15 protein-coding genes are annotated in these 16,584 nt (G+C 70.1%); 7 read left to right on the forward strand and 8 right to left on the reverse strand.

Going from position 1 to position 16,584, the window contains the following annotated elements:
* Positions 1 to 7: 7 nt before the first annotated feature.
* Positions 8 to 577 carry a (2Fe-2S)-binding protein gene (locus ABH928_RS14215; RefSeq protein ID WP_370065993.1) on the reverse strand — a complete coding sequence of 190 codons (570 nt, stop codon included), beginning with the start codon at positions 575 to 577 and terminating at the stop codon, positions 8 to 10.
* A gap of 136 nt (positions 578 to 713) precedes the next feature.
* Complete coding sequence (locus ABH928_RS14220) at positions 714 to 1,331, reverse strand: hypothetical protein (RefSeq protein ID WP_370065995.1); 618 nt, start codon at positions 1,329 to 1,331, stop codon at positions 714 to 716.
* A gap of 328 nt (positions 1,332 to 1,659) precedes the next feature.
* Here ABH928_RS14220 and ABH928_RS14225 point away from each other — a divergent pair, with 328 nt between their 5' ends.
* Both ABH928_RS14225 and ABH928_RS14230 read left to right on the forward strand, forming a co-directional pair.
* On the forward strand, positions 1,660 to 2,166 hold the full coding sequence (locus ABH928_RS14225) for a hypothetical protein (protein ID WP_370065997.1): 507 nt from the start codon (positions 1,660 to 1,662) through the stop codon (positions 2,164 to 2,166).
* 466 nt (positions 2,167 to 2,632) lie between these two features.
* Complete coding sequence (locus ABH928_RS14230) at positions 2,633 to 3,325, forward strand: transcriptional regulator (protein ID WP_370065999.1); 693 nt, start codon at positions 2,633 to 2,635, stop codon at positions 3,323 to 3,325.
* Positions 3,326 to 3,393: 68 nt separating this feature from the next.
* Here the strand turns inward: ABH928_RS14230 and ABH928_RS14235 are convergent, their stop codons facing one another.
* Together ABH928_RS14235 and ABH928_RS14240 are read right to left on the reverse strand one after the other, a co-directional pair.
* Positions 3,394 to 4,692, reverse strand: a complete 1,299-nt coding sequence (locus ABH928_RS14235; protein WP_370066001.1) for a KamA family radical SAM protein — start codon at positions 4,690 to 4,692, stop codon at positions 3,394 to 3,396.
* Positions 4,693 to 4,781: 89 nt separating this feature from the next.
* Positions 4,782 to 5,813: a hypothetical protein gene (locus ABH928_RS14240; RefSeq protein WP_370066003.1), complete on the reverse strand. Its 1,032-nt coding sequence runs from the start codon at positions 5,811 to 5,813 to the stop codon at positions 4,782 to 4,784.
* A 532-nt stretch (positions 5,814 to 6,345) separates the two neighbouring features.
* Between ABH928_RS14240 and ABH928_RS14245 the strand changes: the two genes are divergently transcribed.
* The 4 genes from ABH928_RS14245 to ABH928_RS14260 all read left to right on the forward strand — a co-directional run bounded on the left by ABH928_RS14245 (position 6,346) and on the right by ABH928_RS14260 (position 11,395).
* The gene (locus ABH928_RS14245; RefSeq protein ID WP_370066005.1) at positions 6,346 to 7,692 is read left to right on the forward strand and encodes an ABC transporter substrate-binding protein; all 1,347 of its coding nucleotides are present in this window, start codon (positions 6,346 to 6,348) and stop codon (positions 7,690 to 7,692) included.
* 133 nt (positions 7,693 to 7,825) lie between these two features.
* The gene (locus ABH928_RS14250) at positions 7,826 to 8,866 is read left to right on the forward strand and encodes a carbohydrate ABC transporter permease (RefSeq protein ID WP_370066007.1); all 1,041 of its coding nucleotides are present in this window, start codon (positions 7,826 to 7,828) and stop codon (positions 8,864 to 8,866) included.
* Positions 8,863 to 9,762: a carbohydrate ABC transporter permease gene (locus ABH928_RS14255; protein ID WP_370066009.1), complete on the forward strand. Its 900-nt coding sequence runs from the start codon at positions 8,863 to 8,865 to the stop codon at positions 9,760 to 9,762. Before ABH928_RS14250 ends, ABH928_RS14255 begins: the two co-directional genes overlap by 4 nt.
* A 43-nt stretch (positions 9,763 to 9,805) precedes the next feature.
* Positions 9,806 to 11,395 carry an alpha-amylase family glycosyl hydrolase gene (locus tag ABH928_RS14260; RefSeq protein WP_370066011.1) on the forward strand — a complete coding sequence of 530 codons (1,590 nt, stop codon included), beginning with the start codon at positions 9,806 to 9,808 and terminating at the stop codon, positions 11,393 to 11,395.
* A 16-nt stretch (positions 11,396 to 11,411) separates the two neighbouring features.
* Here the strand turns inward: ABH928_RS14260 and ABH928_RS14265 are convergent, their stop codons facing one another.
* From ABH928_RS14265 to ABH928_RS14275, 3 genes are read right to left on the reverse strand one after another with little or no spacing between them, the layout of a single operon-like run.
* The gene (locus tag ABH928_RS14265; protein ID WP_370066013.1) at positions 11,412 to 12,107 is read right to left on the reverse strand and encodes a hypothetical protein; all 696 of its coding nucleotides are present in this window, start codon (positions 12,105 to 12,107) and stop codon (positions 11,412 to 11,414) included.
* Positions 12,104 to 14,350 carry a hypothetical protein gene (locus tag ABH928_RS14270; RefSeq protein ID WP_370066015.1) on the reverse strand — a complete coding sequence of 749 codons (2,247 nt, stop codon included), beginning with the start codon at positions 14,348 to 14,350 and terminating at the stop codon, positions 12,104 to 12,106. The genes ABH928_RS14265 and ABH928_RS14270 overlap by 4 nt, the downstream gene beginning before the upstream one ends.
* A 40-nt stretch (positions 14,351 to 14,390) precedes the next feature.
* A complete protein-coding gene (locus ABH928_RS14275; RefSeq protein WP_370066017.1) occupies positions 14,391 to 14,852 on the reverse strand; it encodes a hypothetical protein in 462 nt (153 codons plus the stop codon).
* 205 nt (positions 14,853 to 15,057) lie between these two features.
* Here ABH928_RS14275 and ABH928_RS14280 point away from each other — a divergent pair, with 205 nt between their 5' ends.
* A complete protein-coding gene (locus ABH928_RS14280; RefSeq protein WP_370066019.1) occupies positions 15,058 to 16,044 on the forward strand; it encodes a GNAT family N-acetyltransferase in 987 nt (328 codons plus the stop codon).
* On the opposite strand, the gene ABH928_RS14285 is transcribed toward ABH928_RS14280, so the two are convergent.
* Positions 16,037 to 16,510: a hypothetical protein gene (locus ABH928_RS14285; RefSeq protein WP_370066021.1), complete on the reverse strand. Its 474-nt coding sequence runs from the start codon at positions 16,508 to 16,510 to the stop codon at positions 16,037 to 16,039. The genes ABH928_RS14280 and ABH928_RS14285 overlap by 8 nt on opposite strands.
* Positions 16,511 to 16,584: the final 74 nt, after the last annotated feature.

Consider the following 16,584-nt stretch of genomic DNA (forward strand, 5'->3'; position numbering starts at 1 on the left):
GTGTCCGTCATGCCGGGGCCTCCTGACCGCTCGCCTGGGGAACGTCCGCGGCCTGGCCGCGCGGCTCGGGTGCGCCCTGGCGACGCAGTTCCGCCGCGGCGGCGAGAACGGCGCGGACGATGTTCTGGTAGCCCGTGCAGCGGCAGAGGTTGCCCTCCAGCGCGTCCCTGACCTGCTCCGGGGTGGGGTCCGGGGTCTCCCTGAGCAGGTCACGGGCCGCCATGATCATCCCGGGTGTGCAGTAGCCGCACTGCAGCGCGTGCTGCTCGTGGAAGGCCTTCTGCAGTGGGTGCCAGGCCCCGTCCGGACCGGCCAACCCCTGGATCGTGGTCACCCGGCAGCCGTCCGCCTGGACGGCCAGCACCTGGCAGCTCTTGACGCTGACCCCGTCGAGATCGACGGTGCAGGCACCGCAGTTGCCGGTGTCGCACCCGATCGGCGTGCCGGTCCGGTCCAGCCGGTCACGCAGGTAGTGGATCAGCAGCAGGCGTGGCTCCACCTCGTCCAGGTGGTCCACGCCGTCGACGTTCACATGGATCCGGGCCGAGGACGCCCGGGGCATCGGAGTTGTGGCCATCTGCCCTCCTGAGCGATCGGGTCCTGCGACCCAGGGCCCGAAACGGCAGAAATCCGCCTATATCACTACACTAGGCCGCGCCCACGCGCCCTGCGCGGCAGGCTTTCGCTCCCACGGGTCGGCCCCTGCTCCTCTTCTACTCCTCTTCCTCTTCCGCCCTCAGCTGCAACCGCAGCAAGTGCGCGGTGAGCAGCGCCTGGGCGAGGAAGCCCTCGACCGAATCCAGCGCGTGGTGGGCCGCGCGGGTGCGGCCGTCGTCCACCGCGTCCTGCGCGGCGAGCAGATCCGCCGCGGCGAGCGCGCAGACCGCCGCGCCTGCCACGCCGGGCGGGCCGACCGCCTCTTCCTCCTCCTGGTCCCCGTCCACCTCGCCGACGACCTCGCCGACGACTTCTCCGCCGATGACCTCCCCGACCGCGGTCACGTCATCCGCGCCGAGTGCGGCGCCGATGTCGAAGGCCGTCCGGTGCAGGCGGTTGACCAGGACCGCCCGGTGGACGTCGGGGTTGTCGCTCTCGGTGCGCCAGCCGCCCTGCAGCTCGGACATGGCGTGCGGCGGATCGTCGTTGGGGTCCACGACCGTGGCCACCTCGAACTCCACCCGGCCCAGCAGGCCGCCGAGCAGCTCCGGCAGGTCGTCCCGGGTCGGGCCGTAGGGCCGGTACTCGGGATCCGCCACGACCTCCTGGCCCAGCACGGACAAGGCCTGCACCACCTGGTCGACGGTGACGGGCGCGGGATTGTGCAGGTCCATGACGGCTCCCTCGCGTACCTCTCGCGTACATGACGGTTCGTCCACCCTAGACGACCGGCTTAGCAACGCTGACGGGTGCAGTAAGCAAACCTCGCGACAGGCAGTCGCGTTGGCACGGCAGGGTGGACCCATGCTGTGGACGAAAACCGTGTGGGCCAAGACGTTGACCGGGATATCGGCGGGCGCGCTCGTGCTTGCCGTCAGTGCGTGCGCGTCGAGCGCGTCGAGCGCGTCGCCGGTGGGGGCGAGCCGGACGACTTCGGGTGGGAAGGCCGCCGGGAGCTCTGGTGGGGAGGCCGCCGGGAGTGCGGGGGGCTGGACCCTCCGGATGCCGAGCACGGTGGTGGGTCTCAAACAGACCACCCTTCCGAGCGACGCGATGGCGAAGATCAGCTCCACCCTCGCGCAGGAGGCCGCACCCCTCGGCGTCACCGGCGGGACGCCCGCCGTCGCGGTCTACGACGACCCGCAGTACGACGTCTACATCATCATCGCGGGCTACAACGGCTCCGGTTTTGATCCCTCGAAGCTGACCGCTCTGGTCGACGCGGCGCCGAAGACCACCGAGGACGGCGCCGGGGACAGGATCACCACCAACTCGATGCCGGTCGATCCCGGACCCCACGCCGGCACCGCAGGCTGCGCGTCGGAGCTCCTGCAGAACGGGGATCTCGCGACCGAGAGCACGGTGTGCAGTTGGATGACGGCCACGACGATGGGCAGCGTCTCGTACTACCCGAAGCCCGACCAGCAGAAGATGGTGTTCGGGACCGGGTCCGACGTCATCGGGAAGTTGATGCGGGACGTTCGGCAGGCCGTCGAGCAGCAGAGCTGACACAGGCCCCAGGCGCGCACGCGGGCCCGGCGCGCTCCGGTACCGCATGGCGCGCTCACTCGGGCGGCTGACCGGGCGTGCCGCAGGGCGGTCGGGTTCGTTGAACCGGACGTGACTCCTGCGGAACCGTTTCCGCGGCGTGCTCCGAACAGTGCCGCGCGGTCGAGCGACACGCCCCTGTTCAATGCGATCGCCGCGTCATGGGCGGCGGTCGGCCGCGCGGTGCCGGGAAGCCCGGATCCGGAGTGGGACCGGCTCGTCTCCGCCCACTCCGCCCCGCGTCGCCGCCGCCTGCTCCTTCCGACCCCACGTCAGGACGCGCCCTGAGCCCTACCCCGACCCTGGCCCTGGCCCTGACCCTGGCCCTCACCCGCCCGTGCGCGCGTCTCGCCGCGTGCTGTCGGTCCGCCGTGATACGTACACATACAACAGGAATCGAGGGCAACCGAGGGGGAGAGGTGCAGCCATGACGACGGCACAGGACGCCGGTGAGCTGCTGGCCCGCGTGCGCGCGGAGCTGGCGCCGCACGCTGACGAGAACCGGCTGATCGGGCGGATCGCGGACGGCAGCGCGCCGCCGGGCGTGCTGGCCGCGCTCGCTGCGCAGCAGCGGCGGATCATTGCCAGTGACCGCCGTAGCTTCCTGCTGCTGGCGGCGCGTTGCGCGGACTCGCCGGGCGGGGCCTACTTCGCGGAGCTCGCCGCGGGTGAGACCCAGGCGCTGGAGCTGCTGGCGCCCTTCGCCGCCGCGTGCGGTCTGGCGGACGACGCGGCGCTGCGCGCGCAGGCGCCGCTGCCCGGGTGTCAGGCGTACCCGGCCTACCTGGCCTGGCTCGCAGTCAACGGCGAGCCGACCGGCGTGGTGCTCGCGCTGACCGCCAACTTCGCCGCCTGGGGTGGCTACTGCGCCACCGTCGCGGACGCGCTCCGCCACCGCTACGGGTTCGGTGACCGTGCCTGCGCCTTCTTCGACTTCTTCGCCGCGCCCGACCCGGAGGCCGACGCCCGCGCGATCGCCGTGGTCGCGCAGGCGCAGCGGCAGGGCCAGGGGCAGGCCGAGGGGCAGGGGCAGGCCGACGGCGACGTGCTGGAGTACGGCCGGATGCTGCAGAGCTACGAGCTCATGTTCTGGAACACCCTGGCCGACCTGGAGCCATGACCTCGTGCGCCGGCCCCTCCCGAAAGCCCGCCGGGAGGGGCCATTGGTACTGACGGTCCGTCAGCGTGTCAGCTCAGCCCCGGGAGGGCGCCCGTGCCGTCGAGGGGCTTGAGGTCGGTGAGCCAGCGGGCGTCCGGGTCGTAGGCCGCGAAGAACGGGCGGCCGACGAGCTCCGGGTTGCGGGCCTGGACGTAGTGGAGAACGAACGCGCGCTGACCGGCCACCTCGGCCACACCGTCGACCTGGACCTTGCCCGGCGTCGCCGACATGATCGGCCCGCGCACCGTCCGCGCCAGCCCGGAGATCTGCGCGTACGCGTCACGGAAGAGCTCGTAGGCGCGGCCGAGTGGAACGGCGAAGTAGTCCTGCGGGCCGGTGTCCCGCTCGACGAACATGTAGTACGGGACGGCGCCGAGGGCGACCAGCCTGCGCCACAGGACGGCCCAGTCCTCGGCCCGGTCGTTGACGCCGCGGATCAGCGGCGCCTGGCAGCGCACCACCGCGCCGGTGGACTGCACCCGGCGCAGAGCCTGCTCGGCGGAGGCGTTCGCAAGCTCGCGCGGGTGCGAGTAGTGGGCCATCAGCGCGAGGTTGCGCCCGCTCTGCACCACCCGCTCGAACAGCCGCAGCAGGCCGTCGGCGTCCGGGTCGGTCAGGACCCGGTGCGGCCAGTAGGAGAGCGCCTTGGTGCCGATCCGGACCGACTCCAGGTGCGGGATGTCCAGCAGCGGCTCGATGTAGCGGGCCAGGACCGAGCTGCTCATGATCAGCGGGTCGCCGCCGGTGATGAGGACGCTGGTGAGCTCCGGATGCGCGGCCACGTAGGACCTGAGCGCCTCCGCGTCCCCGCTGGCCATCTTCAGGTCGGGCTCGCCCACGAACTGCGGCCAGCGGAAGCAGTACGAGCAGTAGGCGTGGCAGGTCTGGCCCTGCCGCGGGAAGAAGAGCAGCGTCTCCGCGTACTTGTGCTGCATGCCCTCGGTCGGCACACCGTCCAGCAGCGGGGTGTTGAGGTCGAGCTGGCCGCTGGGGTGCGGGTTGAGGCGCAGCCGCAGCTCGTGCACGTCGGCGCGCAGCCGGTCGGCCGACGCGCCCTCGCGCAGCATCGTGGCGATGCGGTCGACGTCGGCGCGCGGCAGCATGTCCGGCTGCGGGAAGACCAGCCGGTAGATCGGGTCGTCGGGCGCCGCCTGCCAGTCGATCAGCTCGTCGACCACGTAGGAATTGGTCCGGAACGGCAGCACCTCGGCCACGGCCCGGGCCCGCATCCGGTCCTGGTCGTTCAGCCCGGCGCGCGCGAGCAGGGCGTCGAGGTGGGGGAGGGAAAGAGCCCGGAAGACTGGACGATCACCGTTCTGCACTGGCACGTACCGAACCTCTGTCACTGCTTGACTGCATTGCCCTTGCTGGTACCGCTGCTGCTTCTGTTGTCCCTGATACCCCTGATGCCCTCGCTTCAGACCGGAGTCGGGCGGGTCTCGTGCAGCCGGACAAAAACCTCGGCGTCCTCACCGTACGTGTCGGCGTACTTGTCACCGTACTTGTCGACGAACGCCGCGCGGAGCCGTGCGAGCAGCTCCGCCTCCGCGGTGTCGATCAGCTCCAGCTGGAAGATCCGCTCCGGGCGGTCGCCCACGGTGACGCGCACCGGACCGTCGCGGTGCCGGGCGAGTTCCACGACGAGACGCCGGTCGCTCAGGACGAGGCCGCCGTCACTGTCGACGTACTCCAGCCGCAGCGGTTCCCGCGCGCCCCCGCCGTCCTCGTCGACGAACTGGACGTTCTTGGTCAGCACTTCCTGGACCGGTCGGGAGCGGGTCCACAGTTCGGCGAAGCGCTCGGAGACGAAGGCGCCGAGCGGCGTGGTGATCCGCACCTCCAGCTGCTGTCCCTCGCCGGAGAGGCGGTCCACGGGGTAGAAGCTCACCATCATCCGCTCACCGCACCGGTACAGCTGGATGGACGGCGCGTTGGCGTAGACGCGCACCTGGAGCTGGTCCCGCCGCGCGGCCGGCAGGCGCTCCGCCAACTGCCGCAGGTCGCGCAGGTTCCGCATGATCTCGCGGCGCACGTCCGCGCTCAGCTCGTGCGACCGCTGCCGTGCGGCCAGCGAGTCGGGATCCAGCAGCATGACGCGGACCGTCGCGCCGCGTCCGATCGCGTTGCGCGCGGCGTCGGCGAAGCGTTCGGCGTTGTTGCCGGACATCAGGTACGAGAAGGTGTCCAGCACGCAGACGATGTCCTGGGTGTGCGCCACCCTGTCGCAGAACGACGGGTAGTCCAACCGCAGGTGCTCGCGGACGCGCTCCTCCTCCAGCCGGGTCAGGATCGGCTGGATGACCAGCAGCGTCACGATCGTGGTCAGCAGCTCCGGGGCCAGGTTCAGCAGCAGGTTCTGCCGGAAGTCCGGCAAGCCCTGGGCGAACCAGATGCACAGGCCGACGCAGAGGCCGACTGCCGCACAGATCAGCAGTACGCCCCGTCGCACGCGGCTGTCCCCGAACACCCGCCACCCCCGTAGCCGCAGCACGCCCAGAAGGCGAGAACGCCCTGAAACGGAACACGTGCCCGGGGAGCGGGCACGTCCGTACGGCCTTAGTACCCCGGCTCCATGGGTGCATGCACCGGAGCGCTCCTCTTCCTGATCGGTATCGGCTGGATAACGCCCCGAGTACCTTTCTTGACGCAAGAAAAGATCACCGGACACACTCTCGTCACCCGAGCGAAACGCAAGTCGGTGCGGATAGTTCTTGTCACCCGCGCGTCGCCCGCACCGGCCTGCCGGCCGCAGGTGGACACGTCCGACGCGCGGGAGGTGCAGGCGGCGCGGGACGCGTTGTCCAGTGCCTGAACTTCCTGTCCGTCACCTTCCGGACTTCTTGTCCTCATCCCAGCGCTCGCCTATCCTCACCTGCCTGCCCGAACCGGCCGACCGATCACCCGTCAGAACTCCGACTACGTACAGCAATCGGGATCCATCAGGGTGTCGATGCTGATCACTACCGTGAGGAGCGTCACCCATGTCCAGCAGTTCCCGCAATCGAGTACGCACCGTGACGACGGCCTTGGGCGCGACGGCCTTCCTGCTGGCGGTCACGGCCTGCAGTTCCAGCTCGGGCGGTTCCGGCTCCACAGGGGGAGCGCTGCCTTCGGCGTCCGGGCCCGCGAAGGGCACGATCACCTGGTTCGCCAACCAGTTCGGCCCGACCGGAACGGATGTCCGCAAGACGCTGATCGCGGCGTTCGAGAAGGCCAACCCGGGCATCACGGTCAACCTGGAGCAGGCCCCGAGCGACACCGACGCCTACCGCTCCACGCTGACGACCCAGATCTCCGGCGGCTCCTCCAGCTTCGACGTGTACAACGGCGACGTCGTCTGGCCCGCGCAGTTCGGCAAGGCCGGCCTCGCCCTGCCGCTGGACAGCTACCTGCCGTCCAGCTTCTGGCAGACCTTCTCGCCGGGTCTGGTCAACGGCCTGAAGTACCAGGGCCAGACGATGGCAGTGCCGCTCTTCACCGACAACGCGTTCCTCTTCTACCGCAAGGACCTGCTGGCCAAGGCGCACCTGCCGGTTCCGACGACCTGGGAGCAACTGCAGTCCGAGGCGGCCCAGTTGCAGAAGCAGGGGGCGGTCAAGTACGGCTTCGCCGCCCAGTTCGCCTCCTACGAGGGCCTGACCTGTGACTGGACCGAGTTCGACGCGGACGCCGGCGGCCAGATCGTCGACTCCGGGGCCACCAAGTCGGAGATCAACTCGGCCGCGTCGCTGAAGGCGCTGAACTACATGCGCGGCCTGGTCAGCAGCGGCGTCGCCCCGGCGGCGGTCACCACCTTCCAGGAGCAGCAGTCGGAGCAGCTGTTCACCTCCGGGCAGGCCGCGTTCCTGCGCAACTGGACCTACGCGTACGCGGACTCGAACAGCCCGTCCTCCTCGAAGATCGCGGGCAACGTGGGCATCACCAACCTGCCGACCTTCGCGGGCCAGACCGGTCCCGGCTACTCGGTCACCGGCGGGTGGAACCTCTACGTCAACCCGCACAGCAAGAACCTGGCGGCTGACGTCGCGTTCGTGAAGTGGATGGCCAGCCCCGCCGCTCAGAAGATCATCGCTGTCCAGGGCGGCGAGATCCCGACGGTCGCCAGCGTCCTGGCCGACCCGAGCGTGCAGTCCGCCAACCCGGCGTTCCCGGTCGCGGCGAAGAACAAGCTGGTGACGCGCCCGTCCAACGTGGCCGCGTACGCGCAGGTCAGCCAGAGCGTCTACAGCAACATCAACGCGGCGCTGTCCGGCTCCACCTCCCCGTCCTCGGCGCTGTCGGCCGCGGACAAGGCCATCGGCACGGCCATCGGCGGTGGCGGGCTGTAACCGACGGGTACCACCACCTAGGAACCGAACCCGGTCGTGGGACGGCAGTTCCGTCCTGTCCCGTCCCACGGCCGGCCCCCGCAGGCCATCCCGTTCCAGCTGTTTCAGCCGCTTCAGCCAAGGCAGGTGCCCCGTGACCACCGACGACCCCGAGGCGGCAGGCCCGCCCACGCCGACCTCAGCCACACTGAGCTCCGACACGCTGACCGAAGACGCCGTCCCCGCGAGCGCGCGGCCCAGGGCCACGGCCGGGCCGAAGGCGCGGAAGCGCCGCAAGGCGTCGGCGCTGGAGCGCCGTTACGCCCGCCTCGGCTGGCTGTTCGCCAGCCCCGCGCTGCTCGTCGTCGCGGCCGTGACGATCTTCCCGATCGTGTTCTCGGTCGTGATGAGCCTCAGCAACGTCAACGTGACGGCCAACGGCTTCCAGCTGTCCGGATTCACCGGCTCCAACTTCTCGCTGGTGGTGGGCTCCGCGCGCTGGCAGCACGACCTGTGGTTCACCGTCATCTACACGGTCGGCACGGTCGCGGTGGAGATGGTCCTCGGTACGGCGATCGCCCTGGTCCTGGAGCGGCTCAAGGTCGGACGCGGCTGGCTGATGGCGCTGCTCCTGCTGCCCTGGGCGATGATCACCGTGGTCTCCGCCGAGCTGTGGTCCTACCTCTACAACGGCGTCTACGGCCTGGTCGACCAGATCCTCGCACCCATCGCCGGACACGACGTCAACCTGCTCGGCACACCGGTGGACGCGACCGTGGCCATGGGCGTCGCCGACGTGTGGAAGACGACGCCGTTCGTCGCCATCATCGTCCTCGCGGGCCTGGTCATGCTGCCCGGCGACGTCGTCGAGGCGGCCCGGATCGACGGCGCGGGCGCCTGGACGATCTTCTGGCGGGTCCGCCTGCCGCTGCTGCGGCCGACGCTGGCCATCGCCGTGATGTTCCGCATCCTGCAGGCGTTCGGGCTCTTCGACCTGCCCTTCGTGCTGACCCAGGGCGGACCGGGCACCTCGACCGAGTCGCTCGCCATGCTCGGCTGGCGGGTGATGTTCCAGGACCTCAAGTTCGGCCCCGGCGCGGCCGTGGCGACCACCACGGCGGCGATCGTGCTGGTCGGCTGCCTGCTGTTCCTCAAGGTCTTCCGGGCCCAGGTCGGTCAGGAGGAGACCGTATGAGCACCGTCAGTTCCGGTTCCAAGCCCACCTCGGTCGCCGCACGTCCGGTGGTGATCAACCGCCGACCAGGCGGATGGCGGCGGATCGTCAACGGGACCAACCTCGCCGCCCTGCTGGTCGCGGCGTTCGTCGCCGCGCCGCTGTACTGGCTCGTGGCCACCTCGCTCAAGTCCACCACCGACGTCGGCGCCGCGCACCCGACGCTGATCCCGCATCAGCCGACCTTCTCGAACTACAGCAACGCGTTCAGCAACTACCACTTCGCCACCTACATCGTGAACTCCGCGGTCGTCACCGTCATCTCGACCGTGCTCGTGCTGAGCCTGGGCACGGGAGCCGGGTACGCGCTGGCGCGGCTGCCGCTGCGCGGCAAGGCGTCGGTGATGACCGCGCTGCTAATGATCTCGCTCTTCCCGACCGTGGCGCTGGCCGCGCCGCTCTACCTGCTGATGCGGGACGCCGGGTGGCTCAACTCCTACCAGGGCCTGATCGTCGTCTACACGGCGCTCAACCTGCCGTTCTCGATCTGGATCATCCGCAACTACATGCTGGCGATCCCGAAGGAGATGGAGGAGGTCGCCTGGATGGACGGAGCCTCACCGCTGCGGACCGTCGTCAGCGTGATCCTGCCGCAGGCCAAGCCGGGCCTGTTCACCGCCGGGGTGTTCACCTTCGTGGCCTGCTGGACCGAGTTCCTGATCGCGCTGACGCTCAACAACGACGACCAGCACCGCACCATCCCGGTCGGCATCGCCCTCTTCGGCGGGCAGTTCACCACGCCGTACGGCACGATCTTCGCCGCCGCGACGGTGGCGATGCTGCCGATCGCGCTGCTGGTGCTGATCTTCCGGCGCGCCGTCGTCTCCGGCCTGACGGCCGGTGCCGTCAAGGGCTGACCCGCACCTCCCCACATACCGCACCTGGAGAGACCGCACCCTCATGACCGACGCCGCCCGCCACATCCCCGCCTGGCTGCCCGACGCCGTCCTCTACCAGATCTACCCACAGAGCTTCTCCGACTCCAACGCCGACGGCATCGGCGACCTCCCCGGCATCACCGACCGCCTGGACTACCTGTCCTGGCTCGGCGTCAACACCCTCTGGCTCAGCCCCTGCTTCACCTCCGAGTTCGGCGACGCCGGCTACGACGTCGCCGACTACCTCACCATCGCCCCCCGCTACGGCACCAACGACGACATCGCACACCTGGTCGAGGAGGCGCGCCGCCGGGACATCCGGGTCATGCTCGACCTGGTCCCCGGCCACACCTCACACCGGCACCCCTGGTTCCAGCACTCGGCGCAGACACCCGGCGACGACCGCTACATCTGGGCCGACAAGATCACCGCCCCCGTCCGCGACTGGATCCCCAACCAGGGCGCCCGCGGCGGCTTCTACCTCGCCAACTTCTACCCCATCCAACCCGCCCTCAACTTCGGCTACGCCCGCACCGACGACGCCGAACCATGGCGGCAACCCGTCGACGCCGACGGCCCCCGCGCCAACCGGGCCGCGCTGCGCGAAATCATGAGCCACTGGTTCGACCGCGGCATCGCCGGCTTCCGCGTCGACATGGCCGCCTCCCTCGTCAAGGACGACCCCAACAAAGTCGAAACCGGAAAGCTCTGGGGCGAGATGCGCCAGTGGATCGACCACGCCCACCCCGACCGCGCCCTGCTGTCGGAATGGGGCGACCCCAAGACATCCATCCCGGCCGGCTTCCACTCCGACTTCTTCCTCCACTTCACCGGCCCGGCGCTGCGCTCCCTGTGGGACAACGGGACCGGCAGCCAAGGCGCTTGGGCCGACGGCCAGCCCTGCTACTTCGACCCCGACGGCAAGGGCACCATGGGCCCGTTCCTCGACGCCTGGAACGAGGCCCGCGCCGCCAGCGACGGCTCCGGCCACGTCGCCCTGCCGACGGCCAACCACGACTTCTCCCGCCTGACCTGCGGCCCCCGCACCCGCGACATGGTCGCCCCCGCCTTCGCGTTCCAACTCACCTGGCCCTCCCTGCCCGTCATCTACTACGGCGACGAGATCGGCATGCGCTACCTGCCCGGACTGCCCGACAAGGAAGGCAGCCAACTCGGCCCCGAAGCACGCCAAGGCTCCCGCACCCCCATGCAGTGGGACGCCACCCCCAACGCGGGCTTCTCCACCGCCCCCGCCGACCACCTCTACCTCCCACTCGACCCGGCCCCCGACCGCCCCACCGTGGCCGCCGGCCAGGCCGACCCCGACTCACTCCTCCACCACGTCCGCCGCCTCATCCACCTCCGCCGCACCACCCCCGCCCTCGGCTCCGCCGCGCCGGTGCAAGTGCTGCACCGCGACTACCCCTTCGTCTACCTGCGCGGCAACACCCACCTCGTCGTCATCAACGGCCGTGAGCAGCCCGCCACGGCCTCTGTGCCGATACTGGGCGTCGGGGGCGGCCTGCGTCCGTTGGCCGTGCACGGGGTCGAGGTGACCGGGGGCGAGATCCGCGCGGCCGGGTTCTCCTACGGCGTCTTCGAGGTTGTCTGACGAGTCGTCACGTGGGCTATGACGGATAGGCGGGGATGCTCGGCGCGCTCGCCGGAAGCCTCACCCCGCCGCACGGGTACTGCTGTGTGAACGCCTTGGCCAGCTTGAGGACGATCCCCGCGTCCGCCTGACGCACGTGGCCCGGGGGCGGCGCGGGGGAGGCACCGGGGTCGACGGCCGCGTTGACGGAGACGCGCGCGTAGCCGTGGTCGACCTGCCCGGAGAAGGAATCGTGGTAGGTGCAGGGGAAGGCCAGGTCGATGCTGTAGCCGTAGGACGCCTGCCAGGCGATGATCCCGCCGCCGGTCCCGGTGCCAAAAGGCAGTGACCGCACCGCTCCGCGGCTCGCGTCCAGGGCCTGGGCCTGACGGAGCTGGGCGGCGGTGTAGAGGGCGATCGTCGGGCCGCTGCCCAGGTAGCGCGGCGTCTGGCCGCCCTGCCAGGACAGCACGCAGTGGTAGCCGCCGTTGGTGGCTTGGCTCGCGGGCTGGAGCGTGGTGGTGTCGGTCGCGGCGCTGAGCGTGCCACCGCCCTGCCCCGCCAGGGGCCGCAGGTCGTCAGCCGTCAGCACACCCCAACAGGCCTGCGGCGGGAGGTTAGTGACTGTCTGCCAGGGCCGCACCGCCAGAACCACGACGGCGGCGGCGACCACGACGACCACCGCGGCGACGACGAGCGGCAGCCGTCGGCGACGGTGCGTCGGCTCGCTCACTTGCCCCCCTGGTGGTAGGCGCCGTCCGTGGTGACGCCGCCTTCGTAGCCGGTCTGCGCCGCCTGCCCGACGTTGTAGGTGGTGGTGCCGTCGGGATCCTGGCCGGTTCCCTGCAGCGCGTTCTGCACGGCGTACTGGGCCGCCTGACCCGCAGCCGTCTTGCCCGAGTTGACGATGTCGATGTTGGTGTCGACGCTCTGCGCCGTGGAGTTGTGGTGGAAGCTGCTGCCCATGTTGGTGATCATCTTGCTGACCTGGCTGTTCAGGATGCTCCCGACGATCGGCACCTTGCCGACCACGCTGCCCACCGAGGCGCTGTAGATGGTGCTGGCCCAGCCAGCGTTGCGGTCGATGGACGCGTTGTAGGCCGCGTCCGACTGCCAGCCGTTCTGGGCCACGGCGTTGGCGCGCGCGTTGCTGAGGATGCCGCTGATCTGGCTGCCCTGGTTGGCCACTCGTGTGAGGTTCTCGTTGAGGTCGCCGGGCTGGTGCACCGCGTTCTGCAACTGACCTGCCGTGTAGCCGTTCTGGGCCTGCTGGAGGATGCCGTAGGCGTTCGGGTCCCGGCCCAGGGTGTCCAGCAGATGGGTGGTGTTGTTCTGGTCGAGGTTGGCCGGGGCACCGTAGACGCCGAGCAGGCCCCCCGAGGGTGCGTTGACGGTCCGGTCGACGTCGCCCATGTACGAGCCGGTCATGTGCGCGAGGCTGCCGTTCATGCTGGAGAAGGGCGCGCCGTTGCCCTGGATCAGGCTCGGGTTGCTGCCGAAGGTGTTCACCACCTGGTTCATCACGTCGTCGGTCGCGGGGGTGTGCGGCGGGGGCACCTGGCCGCTCGGCGCGTCCCAGGCCTGGCCCGTGGTCGCGGCCTGGAGGGCGTGGCCCAGCGCCGTCGGCTCGGAGTTGGCGCCTGCGGCCTGGGCGCCGGCGTCCTGGGAGGTGGTGTCCGACCACAGCGGGTTCTTGTCGCCGTTGGTGTAGAAGCTCAGGTAGCCGTTGGGCGTCACCGTGTGGCCGGACGGGGTGCCGTCGGTGTTGTAGAGGGTCTCCGGGTTGTGGAAGAAGTCCGTCGCTGCGGCCGGGCTGTGCCCGAGCCCCTCCAGAACGCCCGTCACGGGGTTGAAACCGGAGCCGTTGCCCAGGAAGTTGGTCGTGACGTCCGGGCAGGGCGGCGTCGGCATGGCCTGCTCCCACATGCGCGGGTTCTGCTCCGTCAGCTGGGTGACGTGCTCGGCGATGGGGTCGATGAAGTGCGGGTCGTAGTTCCCGGTGCGCAGGATGCTGCCCAGGATCTGGTAGCCGTAGGGCTGGTAGTTGAAGTTGTCCGGCCCGGCCAGCTGGATCCGCTGGGATCCCGCCGCGCGCAGCCCCGCCTCCCACTGGTCGGAGAGGTGCGGCCAGGTCTGGGTGTTGGTCGCGCAGGCCAGCGACGTGCCGAGCTGCTGCTGCAGGTCCTTGAGCAGCGCCACCCGGTTCGGATCGACCGGCGGGCTTCCGGTCGTGCCCTCGGAGAGCTGGCCCCAGGACAACAGCGTCCCCTGGGGGCCGAGGTCGTTGTAGAACGCCGTGGTGAACCGCGGGTCGTTGGCGTGAGCCTTCAGCAGCGCGTCCAGCTGGGCGAGTTGGGCGTTGGTGAGGTTGTTGCCCTGCCGGGCCAGGTTCGCCGCCTGCGCGGCCTCCTCCTCCGGGATGCCGCCGACCGGCGCGGCGTTGAAGCTCTGCTGGTTGGTCCCGGTGTCCGCGGAGAGCGCGGCTGCAGCCGTCTGGTCCGCGTCGGTGGCCTGCTGCAGCACGGACTTGATCCGCTGCGCGATGGCGTCCGCCTCCTGGGACATCGCCTGCTGGTACTCCTGGTGTACCCCGGCGTTGTGCGGGAGGTCGGGGGGCGTGTTCCAGGTGACCTGGCTGCCGTCGGCGGAGATCACCAGGCCCTGGCTCTGCGCGTCCTGCTGGATCTGACGCAGTGTGTTCTGGAAGCCGACGAACTGGTCGTGGGCGTCCCGCAGGGCCTTCGCCATCGCGCTGGTCTCGGTGAACGCCGCGTCGATCTGGGTGCGCGCCTGGGTCAACTCCCCGGCGGCGGCCTCCGCGGCCGGCCCGGACCAGCCACTGGCCGAGAGCGGAGTGACCACGCCGCCCTGGAAGTCCGAGTCGTACTCCCACCCGCGCGTCATCTGCTCCAGGTCGGTGGTGACCGTGTCCAGCGCGGAGAGATTGGTGTTGGCCAGCTCGTCGTACGTGACCATGGCGGCTTGTCGCCTCCCGACCGGTGAATGCAGCAGTGGCTCAGTTGTCCAGTGCACGGATATGGCTGCGGTTGGTGTTCTCGGTGCTGGTGTAGCCATTGGCGCTGTCCTGCAGGTTCTGCCCGATGGTGATCAGATTTCCGCCGAGCGTGAGGAACTGCAGTTCCCACGTCTGGTGCGCGGTGGTGATCGCGCCGCCGATCGCCCATCCGTTCATCGCCGTCGCGGCGGTGAACATGTCGCTGCCGGTGGGATTCTGACAGTCGGCGGTCATCTTGTTGCCGAGTTGTCCGGCGTTCTGCCCGGCGGTGCGCAGGGCGTCGGGGTGCACCACCAGTTGCTGGCCACTGGCTCCTGCGGGAGCCGTCGGACTTCCACCGGTGGTGATCGCGGCGGGTGCGGCGGCAAGATCGGGAAACTGTTTCTGTGCCTGTGGCGTGAGATCCCCGGACTTGTCGTACATCCACGGATTCAGAGCTTGATCGAGATCCTGGTTCCCCATGGCGTTTCTCCCCCTGCCAGACACCGGGGTCGCGGTTGCCGCGAATCTATGGCCAATATCCGCCGGTGTCCACAAAAGCAGGCAGTGGGGGTGCGGGCGGCGAAAGGCCGCTGCGAAATGGTGACGAGCCGGTGACATATGCCCTTCCCGCCCGCGTCGGAAAACGGTTCGACGCCCCGGCGCAGCCCTGGCACAGTGGCCCGTCATGACGGACTTCGAGCTCCTGACCGCCGCGGACGTGAGGCTCATGCAAGGTCTGGCGCAGCGCGTCACGGCAACCCGCCTGGACCTGGTCAACGCCGACGCGTCGTACGGGGAGTTGGCCTGGGTGTGGGGCCACGGGCACGCCGCCTACGGCGCGACGTGGCCGCGTCGACTGTGGTTCTGCGGCGACAGCGACCGGGACGAGCTGGTGGCGTGGGGCTGGGCGTACCTGCCGCGCCAGGTGCGGCGCAACGACGGGTCCGTGCGGGAGGTCACCGGCGCGTCGCTGACGTACCAGGTCCATCCCGACCACGCCGAACTGGTCGACGAGGTGATCGACTGGTTCGAGGGCGTGGCGGCCGGTCTTGAGCGCACGGTGCTGGCGTCGGCCGCCGACGCGTTCGCCCTGAAGCGCTGGGCGGCGCACGGCTATGCGTCCGACGCCGAGGCACTCGCCGACGACGGCGACTGGACCCAGCTCAACGAGCGTGACCTCGTCGATGTCGAACTGCCGGTGCTACCAGCCGGTTTCCGCTTCCGCACCGCCGCCGACGCCGGTCCGGACGCTGCCGTTCAGGCCCACGTGGACGCCTGGACTCCCACGGCGTACACGGCGGAGAGCTACGCAGGCGTCCGCCGGACGCCCGGCTACCGCGCCGACCTGCACGTCCTGGTCGAGGCCCCGGACGGCACCATGGCCGCCTCGGCCATCATGTGGCTCGACGAGGTAAACCGCACGGTCGAGTTCGAACCGGTCGGCACCCACCCGGCCTACCGACGGCTCGGGTTGGGCCGCTCGATGCTCCTCCACGGCATGCACCTGGCCCGCGCGGCCGGAGCCACGCACGCGACGGTCGTCTGCCTGGGCGCACCCGGCCACCCTGGGGCACGCGGGCTCTACTACGGCCTCGGCTTCCGGGAACTGTCGCGGGACGCCCCGTTGATCAAATCCGGTCAAGGCCCAGCCCCGACCCACGGGGTCAGGTGAGGGCCAGGCTCGCGCGAGCTGCGATCATGAAGGCACTCTTGTGCTCTTCGAGGTGCTCATTGACCTCCATGCCGCCGATCTCCCGCCAGACCGCTTGGTTGAGCGCTCGCCCGTAGGCACGAGCGGGTTCGTCCAGGGTTGGGTCGCAGAGCAGGGCGACGCCACGATCCGCTGCCCAGAGGTTGGTCATCACTGCTTGTGTCCGAGCTGTCCAGCCGTTCTCGTCATCACCCCAGGGTTCCGGGCGCGTGTAGGCCGCCCGCTCGGCGTCCTGGGCGCACACGAGATACTCCTTGATCGCCTGCACCTGCTCGGCCCTGCGCGTCTCGGCGGTCGCCGCCGACTGCCGCCGCTCCTCGGCCCGATCCGCCGCCCGCTGCGCGGCGCGCTGCGTGAACGCCGTCAGCGCACCGCCGAGCGCGACACCCGCGAGCGAGAAGGCCGATACCAACAGTTCCCCCACCACGCCAACTCTCCTTCTGCGATGAGTTTTCGCCCCTCAGTGTGTCCATCGTCCCGCAGCGGCCCGGTCAGTCGTCC

Origin of the sequence: Streptacidiphilus sp. MAP5-3, assembly GCF_041262505.1 — a bacterium.
GTDB lineage: Bacteria > Actinomycetota > Actinomycetes > Streptomycetales > Streptomycetaceae > Streptacidiphilus.

Bases quoted from the DNA above. Each gene is read 5' to 3' on its own strand.
- ABH928_RS14215 (WP_370065993.1), bottom strand. From the start codon at position 577: ATGGCCACAACTCCGATGCCCCGGGCGTCCTCGGCCCGGATCCATGTG.
- ABH928_RS14220 (WP_370065995.1), bottom strand. From the start codon at position 1,331: ATGGACCTGCACAATCCCGCGCCCGTCACCGTCGACCAGGTGGTGCAG.
- ABH928_RS14225 (WP_370065997.1), top strand. From the start codon at position 1,660: ATGCCGAGCACGGTGGTGGGTCTCAAACAGACCACCCTTCCGAGCGAC.
- ABH928_RS14230 (WP_370065999.1), top strand. From the start codon at position 2,633: ATGACGACGGCACAGGACGCCGGTGAGCTGCTGGCCCGCGTGCGCGCG.
- ABH928_RS14245 (WP_370066005.1), top strand. From the start codon at position 6,346: ATGTCCAGCAGTTCCCGCAATCGAGTACGCACCGTGACGACGGCCTTG.
- ABH928_RS14255 (WP_370066009.1), top strand. From the start codon at position 8,863: ATGAGCACCGTCAGTTCCGGTTCCAAGCCCACCTCGGTCGCCGCACGT.
- ABH928_RS14260 (WP_370066011.1), top strand. From the start codon at position 9,806: ATGACCGACGCCGCCCGCCACATCCCCGCCTGGCTGCCCGACGCCGTC.
- ABH928_RS14270 (WP_370066015.1), bottom strand. From the start codon at position 14,350: ATGGTCACGTACGACGAGCTGGCCAACACCAATCTCTCCGCGCTGGAC.
- ABH928_RS14275 (WP_370066017.1), bottom strand. From the start codon at position 14,852: ATGGGGAACCAGGATCTCGATCAAGCTCTGAATCCGTGGATGTACGAC.
- ABH928_RS14280 (WP_370066019.1), top strand. From the start codon at position 15,058: ATGACGGACTTCGAGCTCCTGACCGCCGCGGACGTGAGGCTCATGCAA.